The organism is Acinetobacter sp. AOR43_HL (assembly GCF_027854635.1).
GTDB classification, from domain to species: Bacteria; Pseudomonadota; Gammaproteobacteria; order Pseudomonadales; family Moraxellaceae; genus Acinetobacter; species Acinetobacter pittii.
Genome location: NZ_JAKTHX010000002.1, coordinates 269,128 through 292,343, shown reverse-complemented (window position 1 = coordinate 292,343; position 23,216 = coordinate 269,128). Strand labels below are relative to the sequence as shown.

At 39.5% G+C, this 23,216-nt stretch carries 19 protein-coding genes and 3 tRNA genes; 14 read left to right on the top strand and 8 right to left on the bottom strand.

The annotated features are described in order from the left end of the window. The first annotated feature begins 3 nt into the window (after positions 1-3). Both MKL33_RS01350 and MKL33_RS01345 read left to right on the top strand, forming a co-directional pair. On the top strand, positions 4-2,274 hold the full coding sequence (locus MKL33_RS01350; RefSeq protein ID WP_002118176.1) for an NADP-dependent malic enzyme: 2,271 nt from the start codon (positions 4-6) through the stop codon (positions 2,272-2,274). A gap of 91 nt (positions 2,275-2,365) precedes the next feature. Beyond that, positions 2,366-3,604: a multifunctional CCA addition/repair protein gene (locus MKL33_RS01345; RefSeq protein WP_262440600.1), complete on the top strand. Its 1,239-nt coding sequence runs from the start codon at positions 2,366-2,368 to the stop codon at positions 3,602-3,604. A 42-nt stretch (positions 3,605-3,646) separates the two neighbouring features. Here MKL33_RS01345 and MKL33_RS01340 read toward each other — a convergent pair whose 3' ends face one another. Next, positions 3,647-4,822, bottom strand: coding sequence for a S1C family serine protease (locus tag MKL33_RS01340; RefSeq protein WP_005068179.1), 1,176 nt, complete (start codon positions 4,820-4,822; stop codon positions 3,647-3,649). A gap of 194 nt (positions 4,823-5,016) precedes the next feature. Here MKL33_RS01340 and MKL33_RS01335 point away from each other — a divergent pair, with 194 nt between their 5' ends. The 6 genes from MKL33_RS01335 (at position 5,017) to MKL33_RS01310 (ending at position 7,607) form a co-directional block, all read left to right on the top strand. Then, a complete protein-coding gene (locus tag MKL33_RS01335) occupies positions 5,017-5,775 on the top strand; it encodes a Nif3-like dinuclear metal center hexameric protein (RefSeq protein WP_001284932.1) in 759 nt (252 codons plus the stop codon). Positions 5,776-5,920: 145 nt separating this feature from the next. After that, entirely contained in the window at positions 5,921-6,547 is a 627-nt protein-coding gene (locus MKL33_RS01330) for a superoxide dismutase (RefSeq protein ID WP_000208083.1), read from the top strand. Positions 6,548-6,693: 146 nt separating this feature from the next. Continuing rightward, positions 6,694-6,769: transfer RNA gene (locus MKL33_RS01325), tRNA-Asn, on the top strand. Between the two features lie 8 nt (positions 6,770-6,777). Further along, a tRNA-Asn gene (locus MKL33_RS01320) sits at positions 6,778-6,853 on the top strand. 178 nt (positions 6,854-7,031) lie between these two features. Beyond that, positions 7,032-7,107, top strand: a tRNA-Asn gene (locus MKL33_RS01315). Positions 7,108-7,163: 56 nt separating this feature from the next. Further along, positions 7,164-7,607, top strand: a complete 444-nt coding sequence (locus MKL33_RS01310; RefSeq protein WP_032035708.1) for a DUF2726 domain-containing protein — start codon at positions 7,164-7,166, stop codon at positions 7,605-7,607. Positions 7,608-7,611: 4 nt separating this feature from the next. On the opposite strand, the gene MKL33_RS01305 is transcribed toward MKL33_RS01310, so the two are convergent. The 5 genes from MKL33_RS01305 to glnA all read right to left on the bottom strand — a co-directional run bounded on the left by MKL33_RS01305 (position 7,612) and on the right by glnA (position 12,261). Beyond that, complete coding sequence (locus MKL33_RS01305) at positions 7,612-7,812, bottom strand: hypothetical protein (RefSeq protein ID WP_032035709.1); 201 nt, start codon at positions 7,810-7,812, stop codon at positions 7,612-7,614. A gap of 106 nt (positions 7,813-7,918) precedes the next feature. Continuing rightward, on the bottom strand, positions 7,919-9,226 hold the full coding sequence (locus MKL33_RS01300; protein ID WP_069036066.1) for an alpha/beta hydrolase: 1,308 nt from the start codon (positions 9,224-9,226) through the stop codon (positions 7,919-7,921). 109 nt (positions 9,227-9,335) lie between these two features. After that, positions 9,336-10,214 (bottom strand): 4-hydroxybenzoate octaprenyltransferase, encoded by an 879-nt coding sequence (gene ubiA / locus MKL33_RS01295; protein ID WP_002119072.1) that lies wholly within the window; start codon positions 10,212-10,214, stop codon positions 9,336-9,338. Continuing rightward, the gene (locus MKL33_RS01290; RefSeq protein ID WP_032004566.1) at positions 10,211-10,720 is read right to left on the bottom strand and encodes a chorismate--pyruvate lyase family protein; all 510 of its coding nucleotides are present in this window, start codon (positions 10,718-10,720) and stop codon (positions 10,211-10,213) included. The genes ubiA and MKL33_RS01290 overlap by 4 nt, the downstream gene beginning before the upstream one ends. 125 nt (positions 10,721-10,845) lie before the next feature. After that, entirely contained in the window at positions 10,846-12,261 is a 1,416-nt protein-coding gene (gene glnA / locus MKL33_RS01285) for a type I glutamate--ammonia ligase (RefSeq protein WP_002052696.1), read from the bottom strand. Between the two features lie 763 nt (positions 12,262-13,024). Here glnA and MKL33_RS01280 point away from each other — a divergent pair. From MKL33_RS01280 to MKL33_RS01255, 6 genes are all read left to right on the top strand, one after another. Further along, the gene (locus MKL33_RS01280) at positions 13,025-14,584 is read left to right on the top strand and encodes a peptide MFS transporter (protein ID WP_202732164.1); all 1,560 of its coding nucleotides are present in this window, start codon (positions 13,025-13,027) and stop codon (positions 14,582-14,584) included. Further along, a complete protein-coding gene (locus tag MKL33_RS01275; protein WP_270906327.1) occupies positions 14,581-16,383 on the top strand; it encodes an aminopeptidase P family protein in 1,803 nt (600 codons plus the stop codon). Before MKL33_RS01280 ends, MKL33_RS01275 begins: the two co-directional genes overlap by 4 nt. Positions 16,384-16,675: 292 nt before the next feature. Further along, positions 16,676-17,260, top strand: coding sequence for an anthranilate synthase component II (locus MKL33_RS01270; RefSeq protein ID WP_000925673.1), 585 nt, complete (start codon positions 16,676-16,678; stop codon positions 17,258-17,260). 9 nt (positions 17,261-17,269) lie between these two features. Then, positions 17,270-18,319, top strand: coding sequence for an anthranilate phosphoribosyltransferase (trpD, locus tag MKL33_RS01265; protein WP_069036882.1), 1,050 nt, complete (start codon positions 17,270-17,272; stop codon positions 18,317-18,319). Positions 18,320-18,328: 9 nt separating this feature from the next. After that, positions 18,329-19,135 carry an indole-3-glycerol phosphate synthase TrpC gene (gene trpC, locus MKL33_RS01260; RefSeq protein ID WP_069036883.1) on the top strand — a complete coding sequence of 269 codons (807 nt, stop codon included), beginning with the start codon at positions 18,329-18,331 and terminating at the stop codon, positions 19,133-19,135. 9 nt (positions 19,136-19,144) lie between these two features. Then, positions 19,145-19,840, top strand: a complete 696-nt coding sequence (locus MKL33_RS01255; protein WP_014207268.1) for a Smr/MutS family protein — start codon at positions 19,145-19,147, stop codon at positions 19,838-19,840. A 10-nt stretch (positions 19,841-19,850) separates the two neighbouring features. Here MKL33_RS01255 and xdhC read toward each other — a convergent pair whose 3' ends face one another. Both xdhC and xdhB read right to left on the bottom strand, forming a co-directional pair. Further along, a complete protein-coding gene (xdhC, locus tag MKL33_RS01250; protein ID WP_069036884.1) occupies positions 19,851-20,834 on the bottom strand; it encodes a xanthine dehydrogenase accessory protein XdhC in 984 nt (327 codons plus the stop codon). Between the two features lie 6 nt (positions 20,835-20,840). Further along, the gene (gene xdhB, locus MKL33_RS01245; RefSeq protein ID WP_270906326.1) at positions 20,841-23,216 is read right to left on the bottom strand and encodes a xanthine dehydrogenase molybdopterin binding subunit; all 2,376 of its coding nucleotides are present in this window, start codon (positions 23,214-23,216) and stop codon (positions 20,841-20,843) included.

Genomic DNA, 23,216 nt, shown 5'->3' with positions numbered 1-23,216 from the left:
CAGATGGACGATCAATCTTTAAAACAGGCCGCTTTAAATTACCATGAATATCCAAACCCAGGGAAAATCAGCGTCACCCCAAGTAAGCAACTTGTCAACCAACGAGATTTGGCTCTAGCCTACTCACCAGGAGTTGCTGCGCCATGTTTAGAGATTGAACGTGATCCATCTGCTGCTGCTAAATACACAGCTCGCGGAAACTTGGTTGCCGTAGTCAGTAACGGTACAGCTGTTCTTGGTTTAGGTAATATTGGACCATTAGCGTCTAAACCTGTAATGGAAGGTAAAGGCGTACTCTTCAAGAAGTTTGCTGGTGTTGACGTATTTGACATCGAAATTGCAGAAAACGATCCAGATAAAATTGTAGATATTGTTGCCTCTCTTGAGCCAACTTTCGGTGGTATCAACCTCGAAGATATTAAAGCGCCAGAATGTTTCTATATCGAAAAGAAACTTCGTGAACGCATGAAAATTCCTGTATTCCATGACGATCAACATGGTACAAGTATCATTGTAGGTTCAGCTTTGCTCAATGCATTGCAACTTGTAAATAAGAAAATTGATGAAATCAAAATTGTAGCTTCAGGTGCAGGCGCTGCTGCCCTTTCTTGTTTAGATTTACTTTGTGCTTTAGGCGTAAATAAAGAAAATATTATTGTTGCCGATTCTCGCGGTCTACTCACTACTTCACGTGAAGGCTTGGATGAATCGAAAAAACGTTATGTTCAAGACATTAAAGCAACTCAGTTACATGAAGTAATGGCTGGTGCTGATATGTTCTTGGGTCTTTCTGCTGCTGGTATTCTCACCAAAGAAATGGTGAAACAGATGGCTGAGAACCCTATTATTTTTGCTTTGGCAAACCCAGATCCAGAAATTTTACCTGAACATGCACATGAAGTACGTCCTGATGTAATCATGGCAACTGGTCGTTCTGACTATCCAAACCAAGTAAACAACGCATTATGTTTCCCTTACATTTTCCGTGGTGCGCTTGACGTTGGTGCAACAACGATTAATGAAGACATGAAAATTGCATGTGTACATGCAATTGCACGTATGGCACACGTAGAAGCAGATGCAGCAACTTATGGCGAAAAATCTGCTTCATTTGGCCGTGACTACTTAATTCCACGTCCACTTGACCAACGCTTAATTTTAGAAATTGCCCCTGCTGTTGCTAAAGCTGCAATGGATTCAGGTGTTGCAACTCGTCCGATCGAAGATTTCTCTGCATACCGTCAAAAATTATCTGAGTTCGTTTATAACTCTGCATTCTTGATGAAACCGATTTTTGCTCAAGCAAAAACTGATCCTAAACGCATCGCATATGCTGAAGGTGAAGATGAGCGCGTATTACGTGCAGTGCAAATCGCAGTTGATGAAGATTTAGCTAAACCAATTTTAGTAGGTCGTACTGCTGTAATTGAAGCTAATATCAAAAAATTAGGCTTACGTTTACAACATGGCGTAAACATTGAGATTGTAGATCAAGAACAAAACCCGATGTATGAAGAGTTTTGGAAAGACTACTATCAAACAATGCAACGCAAAGGCATTACTGTTGAATATGCTCAACGTGAAGCTCGTCGCCGTTCAACTTTAATTGCATCTTTACTGGTTAAATTTGGTAAAGCAGACGGTATGTTATGTGGTACTTACAGTAGCTATAACATTCACCTTGATTTTGTACGCAATGTCATCGGTCTAAAAGAAGGTATGAATAACTTCTTCACGCTAAATGCATTAATGCTTGAAGATCGTAACTTGTTTATTGCTGATACATACGTAAATACAAACCCGACTGCTGAACAACTTGCTGAAATGACTATTTTAGCAGCTGAAGAAGTACGTCGTTTTGGTATTACTCCACGTGTAGCCCTACTTTCTCATTCAAGTTTTGGTAGTGACCAGACTGATTCAAGTGCTCAAAAAATGCGTGAAGTTTATCGTATTTTATCTGAGCAAGCTCCTGAGCTTGAAGTTGAAGGTGAAATGCACGGTGATGCAGCATTAGACGAAAACATTCGTCAATTTGCATTCCCTGGCTCACGTTTCAAAGGTTCTGCAAACTTGCTCATTATGCCAAACCTAGATGCAGCAAATATTTCATTTAACTTGTTGAAAGCGACTTCTGGTAACAACGTTACTATTGGTCCAATTTTACTTGGTGCAGCAAAACCTGTTCATATTTTAACACCGACAGCAACAACTCGTCGTCTTATCAATATGACTGCTTTAACTGTTGCTGAAATCCAACAACAAGAAAAGTAATTTAGAAACTGCTTTTTACGAAAAGCATCTCTAATGACTTGAGAAAACCTCTATTCTGTAGCATGATTGCTTGAAGAATAGAGGTTTTTTCATGCAAGTGTATTTAGTAGGCGGTGCCGTCCGTGATTTTTTACTTGGGCATCCCTATCAAGAAAAAGATTATGTTGTTGTCGGTGCAACGCCGGAACACATGCTCGCCCAAGGTTTTCAACCTGTAGGCAAAGATTTTCCTGTGTTTCTTCATCCCGAAACGAAAGAAGAATATGCACTTGCACGTACTGAAAGAAAATCTGGTAAAGGCTACCACGGCTTTCAATTTTTTACCGATACCACAGTAAGTTTAGAAGAAGATTTAATTCGCCGTGATTTAACCATCAATGCCATAGCAATGGATCAGGATGGCAAATTATACGACCCATATGGCGGTCAAACAGATTTAGAAAATAAAACTTTGCGTCATGTTTCAGAAGCTTTTGCTGAAGATCCTTTACGTGTTTTACGTGTTGCACGCTTTGCGGCTCGCTATTCTTCGTATGGTTTTCAGATTGCGCCAGAGACAATGCAGCTTATGCAAACCATGGCCGAATCAGGTGAGCTTGATGCCTTAACACCAGAACGTGTATGGAAAGAGACTTCTCGCGCACTTTTAGAAGATCATGCAGATGTTTATTTTCAGACATTGCGTGACTGTGGGGCGTTGAAACATCTTTTCCCTGAAATTGACGCATTATTTGGTGTACCACAGCGCCCTGAATATCATCCAGAAGTGGACTGCGGCATACATACCTTAATGTCCTTACAGCAAGCTTGTAAGTCAAACTATTCGCTTGATGTTAGATTTGCTGTTTTAGTACATGATTTGGGTAAAGCATTGACTCCAGCTAACGAACTTCCTCGCCATATCATGCATGAAGAACGTGGAGTAAAACCTGTTACCGAATTATGTGAACGTTTAAAAGTTCCCACTCAAACTCGACAGTTGGCATTATCAGTGTGTAAAGAACATCTAAAATGTCATCAGATTATGTCGTTAAAACCAGGAACAGTATGGCGCCTATTACAGCGCCTAGATGTATTACGCCGTCCTGAGAGAGTTGAAGCTTTTGTACAAGCATGTGAATGTGATGCTAAAGGAAGACTCGGTTTAGAAGATCGTCCCTATCCCCAAGCTCAGTACATGTTGGATGCGATGCAAATCGTTCGCTCTATTAAAGTTCAGGATTTACCTGAAAACATTAAAGGTGCTGAGATTGGTGAAATACTCATTCAGTACCGTATTGATGCTTTAACTGAGTTCAAACATCAGCATCAAGCACTATCTCATACTTAATTAACACCAAGAAAAAAGCCTCATTACGAGGCTTTTTTATCTTTACTGTTTAGGCAGCGGTATAAATTGTGATTGAGTATTTTGGTTTTTTCTTTCCCCTACTGTCACCACAAAGTTTTGTTGCTTCCCATCTCGCTCGACCATTACATTAATTTCGCTGTTAGGCGCTTGTAATGCAACATAATTAATCAAATGAGATGCTGAAGTGATTTGTTGATTATTCACCTGAATAATTTTATCACCAATCTTAATACCTGCTGATGCAGCTGGACCATTTTTCAAGACATCTGCAACCACAACACCAATTTGCTGTTTAGGTGCTAATACGTCTTCTTGTGTAGGTGGTACTAAACTAATACCTAACCATCCACGGACTACACGGCCATCTTTCAAAATCGAGTTTAAAACTTGTTGGCAAACTTTAGCAGGAATTGCAAAACCAATTCCTAAAGAACCACCTGACTGAGAGAAAATAGCAGTATTTACCCCGATTAAATTCCCAGCCACATCAATTAATGCTCCACCAGAGTTACCTGGATTAATTGCGGCATCTGTTTGAATAAAGTCTTCATAGGTATTAATGCCTAAATCAGAGCGTTCAGTCGCAGAAATAATACCTTGAGTTACCGTTTGACCTACGCCAAATGGGTTACCAATAGCCAAGACCACGTCACCCACTTCATTACCACTCAACTTAAATGGCAATACAGGTAATTTATCTAAATCGATTTTAATTACGGCTAAATCAGTATCAGGGTCTGTTCCAACAATCGTTGCTTCTGCACGACGGCCGTCATGTAATGCAACTACAATCTGATCAGCTTGAGCAATTACATGATTATTGGTCAGAATATAACCATCAGCTCGTACAATAACCCCAGAGCCTAAGCTATTTTCATTTTGCTGTTGTTGTTCAGGAACCTGATTTCCAAAAAATTCGCGGAATACTGGATCACTTAATAAAGGATGATTTTGTTTAACTTTCTGGGTCGTAAAAATATTAACAACTGCTGGCGCTGCAACTTTTACTGCAGCGCTATAAGATACCACCCCGCCCGCTCGCGAAGTATCAACGAGTGGTTCAACTTTCTCAGCAGGCATTTGCACCCCATCAACTGCAACAGTTGGTTTCGGCTGATGGTATTTTTGCCATGCAATAAAACTGGCAATTACAATAATAAGTAACACCCAAGGTAACCATGTAAAGGTGCGGCGCACGTTCATATCCTCTACGCAAAGAAGTTTTTAATTAAATTAATATATTGAACAAAAAGAGTTTTCAGTTAAGCATTTTAAATTAAATATGTCGATATACATAAAAAAGTCAAAAAAGATTTGTCTAGCTTTAGTTACACAACAAAATATGTTTCTATAGCTTTAGCAATTATTTACTACTCAATTCAGGAAATATCATGGCAAATTTGCATGAAATTATTCAGTGGTGCGACCAAACCTTAAAAGCGGCAGAATTTAAAGATTACGCACCAAATGGCCTGCAAATTGAAGGTTCAACTGAAGTAAAACGTATCGTTTGTGCGGTTACTGCTTCCGAAGATGCGATTGATGCAGCAATTGCTCAAAATGCAGATTTATTACTCGTACATCATGGTTATTTTTGGAAGGGTGAACCGTATCCAATTACTGGAATGCGAGGCAACCGCATTAAAAAACTCATTCAAAATAATATTTCATTAGTCGCTTATCATCTACCTTTAGATGCACACCCAACTTTGGGCAACAATGTAGCGATTGCAGAAAAACTAAACTTGAAGAATTTAGAACCACTCGATTTAACCGAGAAACATCCGATTGGTAATATTGGTTATTTAGAGCAAGCAGTTTCTGTAGATGAGTTTAAAGCACAGCTTCAAAACAGTTTTGATTTTAAAGTGATTCATTTGCCAGCAGAAAAGCAAAGCATTCAAAAAGTAGGCTTCTGTACAGGCGGCGCTCAAGATTTTATTGCTAAAGCTGCTTTGCAAAATTGTGATGCTTATATTTCAGGTGAAGTCAGTGAACGAACTTTTTATGAAGCAAAAGAATTAGGGGTTCACTATTTCGCCTGTGGTCACCATGCTACTGAGCGTTATGGAGTTCAGCGTTTGGCACAAGCGATCTCAAAACAGTTTTCAATTGAAGCTGAATATTTTGAATTGAATAATCCGATTTAATTAAGTCTTTTTTTCAATCTGTGTTATGCGTATTAATTAGATCTTTATTGTGTATAGTTCTTTAAAACGATGCCCTATTGTTACCAGAATCATTTACAATAGAGCCACTTAATTGTATAACCCAGCAAATGCAAGGAATAGGAACATGACAACCATTACTTTACCTGCACTTCCATATGGCTATGATGATTTAGCGCCACATATTAGTAAAGAAACTTTAGAATACCATCACGATAAACACCACAATACCTATGTTGTTAACTTAAACAACTTAATCAAAGGAACTGACCTTGAAGGTAAAACTTTAGAAGAAATCATTAAAGCGACTGCTGGTGATGCATCTAAAGCTGGTATTTTCAACAATGCTGCTCAAGTTTGGAACCATACATTCTACTGGAATTCTATGAAGCCAAATGGTGGTGGTAAGCCTACTGGCGCAATCGCTGCTAAAATTGACGAAGCTTTTGGTAGCTACGAAAAATTTGCAGAAGAATTTACTGCTGCTGCAACAACTCAATTCGGTTCAGGTTGGGCTTGGTTAGTTGCTGATGAAGTAAACGGTAAACTTTCTATTACTAAAACTTCTAATGCAGACACTCCACTTGCACATGGTCAAATTGCTGTATTAACAATTGACGTATGGGAACACGCTTACTACATCGATTTCCGTAACTTACGTCCTAAATACATCGCAACTTTCTTAGAAAGCCTTGTGAACTGGGACTATGCAAATGCAAAACTTGCAGGTCAACCAGCAGGTGTAGAGAAATAATTTTATTTCTTTATGAAAAACCACCCTATTTTGGGTGGTTTTTTTATTTTTAATACAACAAAAGCATATTAATCAAGCAAACGATTCATTTTCTTTAATATTCTTATTGACGGTTTTAGATTTCATCCATAAAATGCGCATCAGATTCTCCAATAGCTCAGTCGGTAGAGCGACGGACTGTTAATCCGCAGGTCCCTGGTTCGAGCCCAGGTTGGAGAGCCATCTACTAATCTCCCATAGCTCAGTCGGTAGAGCGACGGACTGTTAATCCGCAGGTCCCTGGTTCGAGCCCAGGTGGGAGAGCCAAGATTCTAAAAGCCCGCATTTATTGCGGGTTTTTTCTTTTTTATCATTTAATACCTTTATTATTCTTAATAAAATCAACGTTTCGAGTATTTTTAAACCAAATGATTAGATATTCTCTCTAATTCTGCCATTAAGGCTTGACCCAGCCCCCTTTCCTGCCTAAAATCCTTTTCCAGATTCTCCCATAGCTCAGTCGGTAGAGCGACGGACTGTTAATCCGCAGGTCCCTGGTTCGAGCCCAGGTGGGAGAGCCAAGATTCTTAAAAACCCACTCATCATGAGTGGGTTTTTATTTGTATGATGCTTTCCCATGTTCGAATCGAGTCACTTATTTTTTATTGTTTTAGGTTGCGTAAGCACCTGTATTTTTCTTCTCGTTTGTTTACGTCCTTATTTATTTCCAAAACAAAAATTCTTTGCTCGTCCTGTCATTACAAACTTTGAAACTCAAATGTTTATACGTTTAAAACAAAGTTTCCCAAATTATCATGTATTAGCACAAGTGGCTTTTAGTGCTTTAATTACCAGTAATGACTATAAAATTCGTAGTCAGTTCAATCGTAAAGTTACTGACTTTGTCGTGCTAAATGACAAGATGGAAGTGATTGCTATTATTGAGCTAGATGACCCTACCCATCTTGAAAAAGTAGAAGAAGACCGTATTCGTGATCAAATGCTCACTGAAGCAGGCTACCTTGTAAAACGCTACACCAATATTCCAACTGTACGCCAATTACAAAAGGATATTCATTAACAAGCTATTTCGTTTCAGAATTTGCAGCTTCTTTCTCAGCTATTCTTTTTGCCATTTCTAAACGCTGCTGTTCATATTGCTTTTTATTCTTAGCATCACTTTTTGCAGCCAAGAAAAGTATTCCAATAATCAGAAAAGGAATAAGTAAACCCAATCCCATTAATAACCAAGGAACAGATTTTTTTTCAATAGGTTGCTGGCTCATAAGTTCTTCAAACTCAAATAGTATCGATTTCAGAATGCGTAACAATATAACAAAAAAAGGGCCTTCTTTAAGACCCTTTTAATTTGAATATTTTAAATATAAAAAATTATTGTGCTATTCCAGTACATTCAACATTCTTACTAGCATCTATTACTGATGGATCAAGCACTATATTTGTTTTAGCTGGCATCTTAGATTGAACAAATTGATAAATTTCAGCATTTCTACATACAATCGCCTGAGTATGGGCAGCTCCAACAACAGGTACAAATGTCACATCAGTTCCCATTTTTTTAAGTCCCTCTTGTAAGGCATTAGTAACAGGATATGGTACAGCCATATCCGCAGTACCTTGAACAATCATGACTGGTGAATTAATTTTTTTTGTAGCAGGTTGATTATCTACCAAGAATTTTTGCACCGTTGGATTCTCCTGGAAATTACCAGCTAGGCCTGGATAATCTAGAACTGTTTTACCAGTATTAGTCGCAAGAAAATCTCGAATATCATCTGCAAATTTATTATGCAAATCAGTTAAACAGACTCCATTTTCACCCGTAGTGCCTTCTGCAAACTCAGCTATACTTTGAGAACGTTGTTGAAAGATTTCACGATAATTAAATTTAGGTTCATAAGCAGTAATACCCACTGTGGTATATGCAGCATATGCAAGTAGCTCAGCATATACTTCTACAGCCGTACCAACAGGTGCGGTACCAGCCTGCTCTTTTTGAAGAATGTCTCTAATTGCTTGCGGAGCAACTACAGAAATAATATAGCCAAGACTAGAGGCTGGTGCTGTTGCAACCGCTCCTTTGTAGTTACTGTCGTTATTAGCAAATTCAGCTGTTCCTAATGAAGCATGGCCTCCTTGAGATTGTCCAATCGACATCCATGAACTATTCAATTGACTACCGTAATGATCTTTAGCAGCTTTAACTGCTGCAATTGCAGATTTAGCCTCACTTCCCAAATTAAGGTATGGATGCATCCCTCTAGTACCTAAACCTTCATAGTCAGGTGCCACAATCACATATCCAGCAGCTAATAAAGTATCAGCTAAAATTTTGAAGCGTGGATTAATCGTATTATTACTTGGTGCACAACTATCCCCTACTCCTACAGTGCCGTGCTCCCATACCACTACGCGATAACCATCCTTTGGTTGAGCAACTTTCGGGAACATGACTAAAGCGGTTGCTTCAGCTGTTTTCCCTTGTACATTCACCATGTTATAAGTCATTACTTTTATAGATGAAGCGCCACTTAAGGTATCCTTAGAATAGGATTTTTCAGAAACATAAGTTTTATCAGGATTTACACCAATATAGTCATCATCATCGTCATTACACGCTGTAAGAAATAGTGCTGAAGTTGATAATGTTATAGCTAAAGCAATTTTTGACCGTTTCATAGAATATCCTTTTTATGTGTTATTTATTCCGCATATTTTTATGCACAAATATTAAGACATAAAAAAAGTGCTCTGCATAGAACACTTTTCAACCTCACGGTCATTTTTACTATATGAAATTTAAAAATATTCCTAGAAAAATGATTAATCCCACCCAACGATTGTGACGAAATGCCCAAAAACAAACTTGAGGGTTGCGGTCTTTGGTTTTAACTGTTTGATATACAAAATCAAAGGCCACTACAACTAAAGCAATAATTGCCCAGGGGAATAAAATATTTTCTAAATATAGTGCAGTACCAATCAAAACAAGACTAGTTGCTTGTAAAAGAGCAATAATCTGGATGTCATATCGGCCAAAAAGAATAGCTGTAGATTTCACGCCAATCTTTAAATCATATTCACGATCTGTAATTGCATATTGAGTGTCAAAAGCCACTGTCCATGCCAAATTACCAAAATAAATTAGCCAACACGTTATATCTAAAGGCTTACCCATTGCAGTAAATGACATTGGAATCCCCCAAGAAAATGCCATACCTAACACTACTTGCGGTAAATGGGTATAACGTTTCATAAAAGGATATATAAATGCTAACGCCAAGCCCCCTAATGCACAGTAGAACGTCGCGATAGGTAAAAAGAACAGCGTACAAGCACTGGCAAATACTAATGCTAAAAATACATATACCGCTTCTCTTGGACTAATTACCCCTGTTGCCAAAGGGCGCGTTTTTGTACGCTCTACATGTCCATCTACTTTACGATCAGCAAAATCATTAATCGCACAGCCAGCGGCACGCATAAAAATTGTACCAAATACCATCGCCAAAAGAATATGTAGAGGTGGCATTCCCTCTGCTGCAATCCAAAGTGCCCACATGGTTGGCCAAAACACCAGTTCTGTTCCAACAGGCTTATCAAATCGACATAGATAATAATAAGCTTCTAAACGCTGACGCCATGTTGTGCCTGTTGCAGTCGTCATAGTAATTCCTTGTCGTGCTGCTGATTTAAAAAAGCTTCAAAAGCCGGTAAGAATGTTTCTTGGACGATAAATTTACATCCATGCCAAGTATAGCAACTTTGTCGCGTCCAGCCTTCTGGCAAACGAATGACACGACGGTCACAAAGCGGAGTTGTTCTTTGAAATAGAAAAAAGCCAATCGGTTTAGAACCGATGTGCTGAAATATACGCGCTCTTTTTTGTAAGCTTTGAATTGGAAAAATACTTTTTGCTTTCACCCACGGCTCTGCTTCACAACCATATAAATAGGTTTCCCTTACCCATGAAGTATGAGCATGAGGCATGTTCATCCATTGACTATCTGCCAAAGTTAAACGCTGAAAGTGCTCTTTAAAGGGCTTCACACTGAACTGGCCACCACCAAGCTCAGTGAGTTGTTGAGTCAGAGAACCAGAAGCATACAACCATGTTTTCAACTCAGGATTTAAAGTCTTTTCCTGTTTAAGTACTGGTTGTCGTTTACGCATAATCTGCTCACATGAAAACTCGCACCTAGTTTACTCCAATTTTTTGATAAAAAACGTAGAGAATTCAATCAACATTCCAAGCAATAAAAAAGCCTGCATATGCAGGCTTTTTTACGAAATACGTATTACAAGCTGTAGTACATATCAAATTCAACTGGGTGAGTAGTCGTGTTAAGACGACGTACATCTTCAGTTTTAAGTTCGATGTATGCATCAAGCATTTCTTTAGTGAACACTCCGCCTTTCAACAAGAATTCGTGATCAGCTTGAAGTGCTTCAAGAGCCATATCTAAGCTATGAGCAACTGTTGGGATTTTTGCTTCTTCTTCTGGAGGAAGATCATACAAGTTCTTATCAGCAGCTTCGCCCGGATGGATCTTGTTTTGGATACCGTCGATACCAGCCATTAACAATGCAGCGAAACCTAAGTACGGGTTCATCATTGGGTCTGGGAAACGAGCTTCGATACGCTTACCTTTAGGGCTAGAAACGTATGGAATACGGATAGAAGCAGAACGGTTACGCGCTGAGTAAGCAAGCATAATTGGTGCTTCGAAGTGAGGAACCAAACGCTTGTATGAGTTTGTAGATGGGTTTGTGATTGCATTCAATGCACGAGCGTGCTTGATGATACCACCGATGAAGTACAACGCCATTTCTGAAAGGCCTGCATATTCATCACCAGCAAACAAGTTCTTGCCATCTTTAGAGATAGACATGTGAACGTGCATACCAGAACCGTTATCACCTACCATTGGTTTAGGCATAAACGTAGCTGTTTTTGCATATTGATGTGCAACGTTCCAAACAGCATATTTGAACTGTTGAACTTCATCAGCTTTACGTACAAGTGTATTGAAGCTCACACCAATTTCTAACTGGCAAGAAGCAACTTCGTGGTGATGTACTTCTACACGACCTGGGCCCATAATGTCTTCGATTTTTGCACACATTTCTGCACGCATATCTTGTGAAGAATCAACTGGAGGAACTGGGAAGTAACCGCCTTTAACACGTGGACGGTGGCCAGAGTTACCAGACTCGTAGTCTTTACCAGTAGACCAAGCAGCTTCTTCAGCGATTAATGTATGACGAGCGCCAGACATATCGATGTCCCACTTCACTTCGTCAAATACAAAGAATTCTGGTTCTGGACCAAAGAATGCAGTATCACCGATACCTGTAGATTTTAAGTATTCTTCTGCACGGCGAGCAATCGAACGTGGGTCACGCTCATAACCTTGACCAGTTGAAGGTTCAATAACGTCACAAGTCACAACTACAGTTGGTTCAGCAAAGAACGGGTCGATAAAACCAGTTTCCGCATCTGGACGTAAAATCATGTCAGATGCTTCAATGCCTTTCCAACCAGCGATTGAAGAACCATCAAACATTTTACCGTCTTCAAAAGTATCTTCATCAATAGAATCAGCTGGGTAAGTTACGTGCTGCTCTTTACCCTTAGTATCAGTAAAGCGAAAATCGACCCATTTTGCGCCACTTTCTTGTATGAGTTGAAGGACCTTGTTCGCCATGCTCATTTTGCTCCAATGAAATTTTGTTGCACTTGTTAAGTGCGTGTTAGTTGCTGGTATTTATATAGCAATTCTCATACCAACTTTATAAGACTTACCTAAAACATTGAATTACTTATAACTATCCATGATTTAGGCCCCTTGTCTTGAACCCATTATACTGTTTGCATAGTTAAATGCACCATATTCAGACATTTTCAAATTATGGCATACAAGAATAGCTCGTAATCGCCCTAATTTAGTGCAAAATTGTTGCGCTAATATGAATCACCGCATCAATATCTAACAGTAATTTGTGATCATAATACTTTCTTATATAGAAATCTGACTTTCTTACTGTAATGCTTAAAAATAATAATCTATTCCCGATAGAACTATTAATCTCTAAATTAGACGATGGTATCTACAATATGCCCTTGCCAAAAAAGTTTGAACATAAATACGATTTCTAAGTAACTCTACACAATTTTTTTAAATAATATCAATTACCACTCTTCACTGCCCATCCATAGAAAGGTTGAGGTTTTAAAGTGTTAATTTAATTTTTCTTATCGTAGTTTTACGCTAGGGCTGGTCTGATCAGCTTTGGTGCACCAAGAGGAATCTTTTCGGCTGATAATTTCAACTTTCTAATTTTTTTACCATTTGTTATATACCTTTTTTATACATGACCAACTTGCTTTTTCATTTTAAAAAATCTAAAAAATAAAACATAACTTTTTTTTATAATTAAACAAACTAAAAGTTTTGTTTTATCTAAACTACAAATATGTTCAAAGGATTTGAAATGAAGCATGAACTCGAACAATATGACAGAGCTTTTTTCGGCCATCCAAAACCATTAAAAACTTTATTTTTTACAGAGCTTTGGGAAAGATTTTCTTATTATGGTATTCGGCCTTTACTCGTTCTTTATATGATTGCAATGGTTAATGACGGTGGTTTAGGCCTTGACCGTCCAACTGCAGCCGCAATTGTTGGATTATTTGCTGGATCTATGTATTTAATGACCGTTTTTGGTGGTTGGATTGCCGATAACTGGTTAGGTCAGGCACGATCGGTCTGGTATGGTTCTATTATTATTGCACTAGGTCATTTATCTATTGCTCTCACTACCATTTTTGATCAATTCTTTTTTTATTTCGGTTTAGTACTGATTGTTTTAGGTACCGGATTATTTAAAACCTGTATTTCAGTGATTGTCGGAACATTATATAAAGCTCAGGATAGTAGACGAGATGCAGGTTTCTCCATTTTTTATATGGGAATTAATTTAGGTTCTTTTATTGCTCCTCTTCTAACAGGCTTATTAGCACGTGATCATAACTGGCACTTAGGTTTTGGAATCGGTGGCCTTGGGATGTTAGTTGCATTACTTATTTTTCGTGTATTGGCTGTTCCTCAGCTACAAACTTTTAATGAGTTGCGTCAAGAAAATGACAATTGGAATAAACCTGTCATACAAAACAAAAATGCACCAAAAATTGCTTTCTCCTTCTTACTATCTGTTGCAGTCGTTATTGTTCTTACCTTATTTGGTGTCATTCATATCAATCCGGTCGAGGTAGCAACTTATTTAACAGTTGGGATTGGTATTGGGATTATTGCTTATTTTGCATATTTACTGCTTTTCCTGAATTTAGAGCAGCATGACAAATTTAAAATTATTATTTGCTTTGTTTTATTAGCAGCCTCTGCCCTATTCTGGTCAGCTTTTGAACAAAAGCCCACAACTTTTACTTTATTTGCACAAGACTATACAGATCGTATGTTTTTTAGATTTGAGATTCCAACTGTATGGTTTGAATCAATTAATGCCCTATTTATTATTATTTTTGCCCCAGTTGCAGCATGGCTTTGGGCAAGACTGGGTAAATCAAATAAAGACCCAAGCTATATCAGCAAATTTATTATTGCATTGTTATTCGCAGCAGGTGGCTTTCTTGTTATGTCTTTTGCTAGTCGTTTCGCAATTGCTGGCGGCCTAGTTTCACCATTTTGGTTAGTAGGAACTTTATTTTTACTTACCATAGGAGAACTGTGCTTAAGCCCCATTGGGCTATCAACCATGACTAAACTTGCACCTGATGTCATACGCGGTCAAATTATGGGGCTATGGTTTACTGGCACAGCTTTAGGTAATCTCATCGCTGGCTTAATTGGCGGGCACGTATCAGCAGATAATATTGATCATTTACCGAATCTCTTTATGCGATGCGTTTTGGCATTAGTCGTTGGTGCAATCGTGTTATTTTTATTAAAGAAACCTATTAATAGATTAATGAACAAAAGTACCAGTAAAGTTCAACCTGAGTTGGAAACTATATGAGCATTTTAACTGTTCCAGAAAAACTTGAGAAACTTCGTGAACTCATGCGCAATCAGCTTGTTGATGCTTTGATTGTGATGAGTGCTGATTCCCATATGTCAGAATATTTACCAGACTATTGGAAAGTAAGGCAGTGGTTAAGCGGTTTTAGTGGTTCTGTTGGTACGCTTGTGGTGACCCAAAAGTTTGCAGGTCTATGGGCGGATGGTCGCTATTGGGTACAAGCCGAGCAACAACTCGCTGAAACTGGCTTTCAATTACAAAAACTGACCAGTGATGAAACTTCTACACATCTCGCGTGGATTGAGAAAAATCTACCAACTGGTTCGGTCATTTCAGTAAATGGCCAAACATTATCCATTCAACAATTTAAGGCGCTCGAACATACTGCACGACTTAATCACTATAAACTTGAAACCCAGCAAGATTTAGTTGGAGAGATTTGGTTAGACCGTCCAGAACTTCCCTCAGAAAAAATCTATTTGATGCCTGAAGGATTAAATGCCCTCTCTCGTAAAGAAAAAATTCAGGCAATTCGCGAGAGCTTAGCTAACAAGAATATTGCGGGTCATCTTATTTCATCTTTAGATGATATTGCTTGGGTCTTAAATGCACGTGGACAAGATGTAGAGTATAACCCTGTATTCCTTTCACATTTGTATATCAGTACTCAACAGGCTGTTTTATTCATTGATAGCAACAAAGTTGATTCAACCTCTCAACAAGCTTTCAAAGCTGATGACATTGAGATTCGTGACTACGAAGATACAGCTAAGTTTTTATCGAATATTTCTGATACCTCGGTACTTTTAGATCCAGCCAAAGTCTCGATTTTTCATGAACAAGCCATCGCAAAAGATATTCAGGTTGTCTACGACATCAACCCAAGTACACTTTTTAAATCGCGTAAACATAAAAGCGAAATTGCTCATATCCGCCATGCCATGGTGAAAGATGGAGTCGCGCTTTGCCACTTTTTCCACTGGTTAGAGAAAGCACTTCATCATGGTGAAAGTATTTCAGAACTCACTATTGATGAAAAGATTACAGCTTTCCGTGCGCAACAAGATGGATTTATAGGGCCCAGTTTTTCAACGATTGCTGGCTTTAATGCTAATGGTGCTTTACCTCACTACCGTGCAACTGAAGAGCACTATTCATTTATTGAAGGCGATGGTCTATTGCTGATTGACTCAGGTGGGCAATATGTAGATGGAACAACGGATATTACTCGTGTTGTTCCTGTAGGCACGCCAACAGGACAACAAAAACGTGACTATACTCTCGTTTTAAAATGTCATATTGCTTTAGCAAAAACGATTTATCCAGAAGGTTTAGCTGCACCGCTACTCGATTCAATTTGTCGCCATACTTTATGGCAATATGGTTTAGATTATCGACATGGAACAGGCCACGGTGTAGGCTTTGCACTTAACGTTCATGAAGGTCCGCAAGTTCTTTCTTATTACGCACCTATTCATGCCTATAGTAAGTTGCGTGAAGGTATGATTCTTTCCAACGAGCCGGGCTTATACCATGAGGGACAATACGGTATTCGTATTGAGAATCTGGTTGCAAACAAACTTCACTCTGGGTTTGAGAAAACTTATGGTGAATTTTTAGAGTTTGAAACGCTGACCCTTTGCCCAATTCATTTAGATTGTATCGTTGTTGATATGCTAACGAATGAAGAGAAAGACTGGCTAAATACCTATCATCAAACTGTTCAAGAAAGGCTCGCTGAACACTTGTCTGGCGATGTTTTAGATTGGCTGATTTATAATACACGTAAGATTTAATCTTCTTTTATGAATAAGGCAGAATAATTTTTATTTCCAATAGAAGTTTATTTTGTCTTATTTCTACTTACTATAATTTTAAAAAGCACCTATTCCCAAAGCTTTTTTCAGCAAATTTCTAACGAATGAAATAGTTAAACTGGTTACTTCTTTTTTTGCTATATTAGCCAATTAGAAAGCGGCTTCTTATTTTATATATCTAGAAAGCCCTTTCTGAAAACGGGTATCAATATGGGTAACTATTTTAGTCACTTATTAAATATATATTAATTATCATGAGGTTAAGTTCATCATGCTTCTAATGATCGACAATTACGACTCTTTTACCTACAACATCGTCCAATACTTTGGCGAGTTGAATCAGGAAGTAAAAGTAGTTCGCAATGATCAAGTCACATTAGAGGATATTGAACGATGGCAACCAAAATATCTTGTGATTGGTCCTGGCCCTTGCTCTCCAAGTGAAGCAGGTATTTCAATTCCTGCAATTAATCACTTTGCCGGAAAAATTCCTTTGCTTGGCGTGTGTTTAGGGCATCAAAGCATTGGACAAGCTTTTGGCGGAAAAATTGTAAGAGCCAAAACGGTGATGCATGGACGTTTATCTGATATGTACCACAGCAACAAGGGTATTTTCAGTAATCTTCCTAGCCCATTCTCGGCAACTCGTTATCACTCTTTGGTGATTGATCAAGAAACACTACCTGATTGCCTTGAAGTAACATGCTGGACCAATGAAGCAGATGGCTCAATGGAAGAAATCATGGGTGTTAAACATAAAACACTACCTGTTGAAGGCGTGCAGTTCCATCCTGAATCGATCTTGAGTCAACATGGCCATCAAATCTTTAAAAACTTTTTAGATATTTATGCATAAGTGATCCCTATGAATATTCAACAAGCACTTAACCATATAACAAAAAATATTCACCTGACTCAGCCGCAAATGGAAGACATTATGCGTAGCATCATGCAGGGTGAGGCAACCGAAGCACAAATTGGTGCTTTGATGATGGGCCTTCGCATGAAAGGCGAAAGTATTGACGAAATTACTGCTGCTGCGCGTGTCATGCGTGAATTTGCCATCAAAATTGATGTCAGTGATATCAAATATTTAGTTGATATTGTCGGCACGGGTGGCGATGGTCAAAACTTATTTAATGTCTCTACCGCTTCAAGCTTTGTAATTGCGGCGGCAGGTGCAACCATTGCCAAACATGGTAACCGTGGCGTTTCAAGCAAATCAGGTTCATCTGACTTACTTGAGCAAGCTGGTATTAATCTTGATTTAGACATGCAACAAACTGAACGCTGCATCCGTGAGATGGGTGTAGGGTTTTTATTTGCTCCAAACCACCACAAAGCAATGAAATATGCTGTTGGACCACGTCGTGAGCTTGGTGTTCGTAGCATTTTCAATTTACTCGGCCCGCTTACGAATCCGGCCGGCGTAAAACGCTTTGTGATTGGCGTATTTTCAGATGAACTTTGTCGTCCAATTGCCGAAGTGATGAAGCAACTTGGTGCTGAACATGTGATGGTGGTTCATTCAAGAGATGGGCTTGATGAAATCAGCCTTGCAGCTCCTACAACTGTTGCTGAACTCAAAGACGGTGAAATTACTGAATGGACACTTACCCCTGAAGATGTCGGGATTGAGTCACAAACTTTAAACGGTTTAGTGGTTGCGGATGCTGCTTCCAGCTTAAAGCTGATTAAAGATGCATTGGGTAAAAATAAATCTGATATTGGTGAAAAAGCAGCAAACATGATTGCGCTTAATGCAGGCGCAGGCATCTATGTGGCGGGCATTACTAAAACTTATGCTCAGGCTGTTACCTTCGCTCAAGATATTATTTACGGCGGACAGGCTTTAGAAAAAATGAGTGTTTTGGCTGAATTTACCAAAACGTTAAAGCAATCTCAGGCAGATTAAGGACTTCTCATGATTAATATTCAAAATACCATTTTAGGTAAAATTGTTGACCGTAAACATGAGGAACTTGCTGCGCGTTTAAAACAACGTAATTTGCAAGATGTTGAAGAACTAGCAAAAGCTGCGACTCCAGTTCGAGGTTTTGCTAATGCTTTGCAACATAAACGTCCGGGTGTGATTGCTGAAATTAAAAAAGCGTCTCCATCAAAAGGAGTTATTCGCGCAGACTTTAATCCTGCTGAAATTGCCCAGCAATATGAACAAGCTGGAGCAGCCTGTTTATCGGTACTGACCGATGTTGATTTCTTTCAAGGTGCAGATGAAAATATTGCGATTGCTCGCAATCATTGTGCCCTGCCTGCATTACGCAAAGATTTCTTGGTTGACCCATACAATGTAGTTGAAGCACGTGCTTTGCATGCTGACTGTATTTTATTAATCGTTGCTTGTTTATCTGACCAGCAACTCGAAGAAATGTCGAAAACTGCGTTTGAACATCAACTTGATGTATTGGTTGAAGTTCATGACGAAGAAGAAATGGAACGCGCTTTAAAGCTTTCTGAGCAATGTTTATTAGGCGTGAATAACCGTAATTTAAAAACGTTTGATGTAGATTTAAATACATCCATTCGATTGAAAAAATTACTTCCGACCTCACGTTTACTAATTACTGAAAGCGGTATTGCGACACCAGATGATGTACATATGATGCAAGAGCATGATATTCACAGCTTCTTGGTGGGCGAAAGTTTTATGAAACAACCTCGTCCAGATCAAGCTTTTACTGCTCTTTTTGGACAACCCCAAACGGTTTAATGAAGATATATGAGTAATAAAGATTCATCGCTTTCTAAAGAGCAACAGAAGTTATTGAAGCAATTTAAAAAGCAAATCTCCAATCCTCATTCAAGCAAAATCACAAATCAGCCTGAGACTAAAAAATCTCAGGCTGAGTCTGAAGAATTGGAAGATACCCATCTGTTTCAACAGGCTGTTGCAGGTGTAAAACGCATCAACAATAGCAATGTTGCCGATGTAAAAATACCTCGTGCCAGAAAAGTCGATGCACAAACGCTAGCGAAACGTGCAGCTGCCGAAGGTGGTCGTGACACCGAACATGCTGAGTTATCAGATACGCAAGCTGCTTTAAATCCGGTCGCAAGCCAAGCAACGCTAAGCTATCGCATTGCGACTCTGCAACATAAAGTTTTTGAAGATTTAAAAGCAGGCAAGATGCGTTGGTTTGAAGCTGTAGATTTACACGGCTGCACGATTGAGCAAGCACGTGACGCAGTTTTACAAATTATCCAGATGGCAAAAGATGAAAATCAAAATGTCATCAAAATTGTGCATGGTAAAGGCCCTGAAGCGGTCTTAAAAACCTATGTCAACGGATGGTTACGTCAACACCGCGATGTTTTGGCCTTCGTAAGTGCACCTGAAAATCAAGGTGGTACAGGTGCCGTTCTCGTACTGCTTAAACGTGCAGAAAAAAATCCTAAGTTCGAACAAAAAAAATGATCCTTTGGGATCATTTTTTTACATCAAATACTTGTAATAATTGAGCAACTACTGCAATGGCAATCATTGCAGGTTGTTTCGATGAAATCCCTTCTATCCCGATCGGGCAAACCAACCGTTGCAAAGTTTCCTGACTATAACCTCGCACATGCATACGTTTTTCAAAAATGGCCCTTTTACTCTTTGAGCCAATCATCCCAACATAAGCAAATGGTTTTGCCGCAGGTTTCAAGGCTGAAAAACATAGTTGCAAATCTAATTGATGGTCATGAGTTAATATTAAAATTGCGCCTGAACGGTCAAAATACTCGATCTCGGCTTCTAAGGTATCAGTCGTTAAGCATTGCACCTGTTGCAGTAAATCTGGTGGAAAAATATCATCACGTGGATCAATCCATTTCACCCGAACACCAATAGGTAATAAACAACGGACAATTGCTTCACCCACATGCCCTGCACCACAAATCAGTACTTGCATGGCATAAGGCTGAATCTGCTGGCTAAATTGCCATTGCTCACTACTGTCAGAATCAAACTCGAAACTTGGTTGTTGCTTCATATCCATAGTCTGCCAAGTGGATGCATATTGATGTGAGACGGTACGCGATATACGCTTTCCAACTCGCCATGCTTGCAAACTCACGGATAAATCCGATGTGACCGTAGCGGGTGATATTTTTTCAAATAATAACCACATTACTCCGCCACAACACTGCCCTAACCGAGCACTGAGGTTAAAGCGTTCAATACGCCTCACACAAGTTTCCGTTTCTTTTAACATTGCTTTAGCAATATCAATCGCCTGAAACTCTAAATGCCCACCGCCGATCGTATCTGACTGCTGCCATTGCTGTTGCAAATTAAACCGCAACAACATGGTTGCACCAACCTCTCGCGGTGTAGAACCATCAGCGCGGACTACTGTGACCAATACCATAGGCAGAGCATCAACTTGCCACGCTACAAAATCAGTCCACCATTGTAAATGTTGCATAATCTTCTACATTTTAGCCTGTGGGCGAGCAGCCAAAGCTTGTCCCCGTCCAATCGCAATTGCACGTAAAATTTCTTCGGCAGTTGCTGGAGCATTGAGCACGAGCGGAGATTTTTCGGGAATAGCCGCCTGTACCGCCTGACGAATTGCAGAGAAAACAGATAATGCCAACATAAATGGCGGTTCACCTACCGCTTTAGAGCGATAGATGGTGTCTGCCTGATTTTGATTATTAAACAGTTTGACATTAAAAATATGAGGAATATCCACACTGGTCGGGATTTTGTAAGTTGAGGGTGCATGGGTAAACAAGCGCCCTGCGTGTGGTCCCTGCGGCTGCCAATACAGCTCTTCTGTCGTAAGCCATCCCATCCCTTGAATAAAACCACCTTCAATTTGTCCAATATCAATTGCAGGGTTAATTGAGCGCCCAACGTCATGCAAAATGTCAGCACGTAATACTTTCGTTTCCCCAGTTAAGGTATCTATTGCGACCTCACTAACCGCTGCACCATAGGCATAATAGAAAAATGGACGCCCTAAATGGTTGACCTGATCATAGTGAATTTCTGGAGTTTTATAAAAACCACTGTCCCATAGTTGTACACGTGCCATATATGCTCGTTGAACCAAGTCAGGAAATGTCCATGAATGACCATTCGCTGTTGAAACCATACTATCTTCAAACTGGACTTGTTCAGCTTCACTTTGACTTATTTCGGCTGCAAGTTTAGCCAGACGCTCACGAATTTTAATACAGGCATTTTGAACAGCTTTACCGTTTAGATCCGCGCCACTCGATGCTGCAGTTGCCGAAGTATTTGGTACACGAGAAGTATCGGTTGCAATTAAACGAACGCTATCGATTGGTAAACCCAACTCATGTGCAGCGACCTGCCGTACTTTGGTATATAGCCCTTGTCCCATTTCTGTACCACCGTGCGTAATCGCGACAGTGCCATCCATGTAGACATAGACCAGTGCACCTGCCTGATTGTAATGCACGGCGTTAAACGAAATACCAAACATTAATGGGGTTAACGCAATACCACGTTTAATGATGTCATTGTTCTGATTAAAGGCCTGAATAGCCTGTTTGCGTTTCGCATAATCGCTAGTCTGCAATAATTCAACTACCAATTTTGGCGCAACATTATCACGGACTTCTGCCCCATAGTGCATATGGTCACGTCCAGCACCGGGCTGTTCGGCAAAGAAATTACGTTGACGAATTTCAACCGGGTCACAACCTAAATAACGAGCAATGTCATCAATAATATTTTCGATGACAAACATGCCTTGCGGTCCACCAAAACCACGGTATGCGGTATTAGAAACAGTATTGGTTTTACAACGTAAGTTACGTAGCTCAACTGCATTTAAATAATAAGCGTTGCCAATATGGCAAATTGCTCGTTCATTCACTGGCCCAGAAAGATCAGCGGAAAAGCCGCAGTTTGAAGCCAGTTGCACCTTTAAGCCTTGCAGAACACCACTCTCATCAAAGGCTACAGACCACTCATAAGCAAAACCGTGACGTTTGCCTGTAGCACTCATGTCATCATCACGATCTAAGCGTAATTTACACGGACGACCTGTTTTTTTCGCTGCCAAAGATGCAATGCATGCCCACTGCGCCGACTGTGACTCTTTACCACCAAAACCGCCACCCATACGGCGACTTTCCACACTGACCTGATGCATATTCATGCCTAATACATGACAAATCAGTAACTGCATTTCGGTTGGATGTTGTGTCGAGCAATAGACTTTTAAACTCTGATTTTCTTGTGGAATCGCATAGGAAATTTGCCCTTCAAGATAAAAATGCTCTTGCCCACCCAGCTCAATAGCACCTGAAAGTTGATGAGCTGCATTTTGAAATGCCTGTTCAACTTCACCATGGTTAAATTCAACAGGTGGTAACACCCACGATTCTTTTTTAATTGCATCTTGAATCGTTAAAATCGGAGTTTCGGGCACATACTCAATTTTTGCTAAACGAACTGCCTGACGAGCTTGCTGATAACTCTCGGCAACAACCACAAACAAGGCTTGTCCATAAAACTCAACCTGCTCTTCGGCAAAAATTGGGTCATCTTTAACAATCGGCCCCCAATTATTTTCAACCTCAATATCCTTTGCCGAAAAAACTGCATAAACACCTTCAGCCTGACGTACGGCATCCAAATCAAACTTACTGATTTTGCCTTTGGCACAATTTGAAAATCCAACTGCCAAATGCATGGTATTTTCAAGCTCGGGTAAATCATCAATATAAGTTGCCTGCCCAGTCACATGTAAATGTGCACTTTCGTGTGGAATCGAGTCGCCTGCTTTAGCTGATTTTTTAGAAATATTTAAGTCAATGGTTTGATTCAT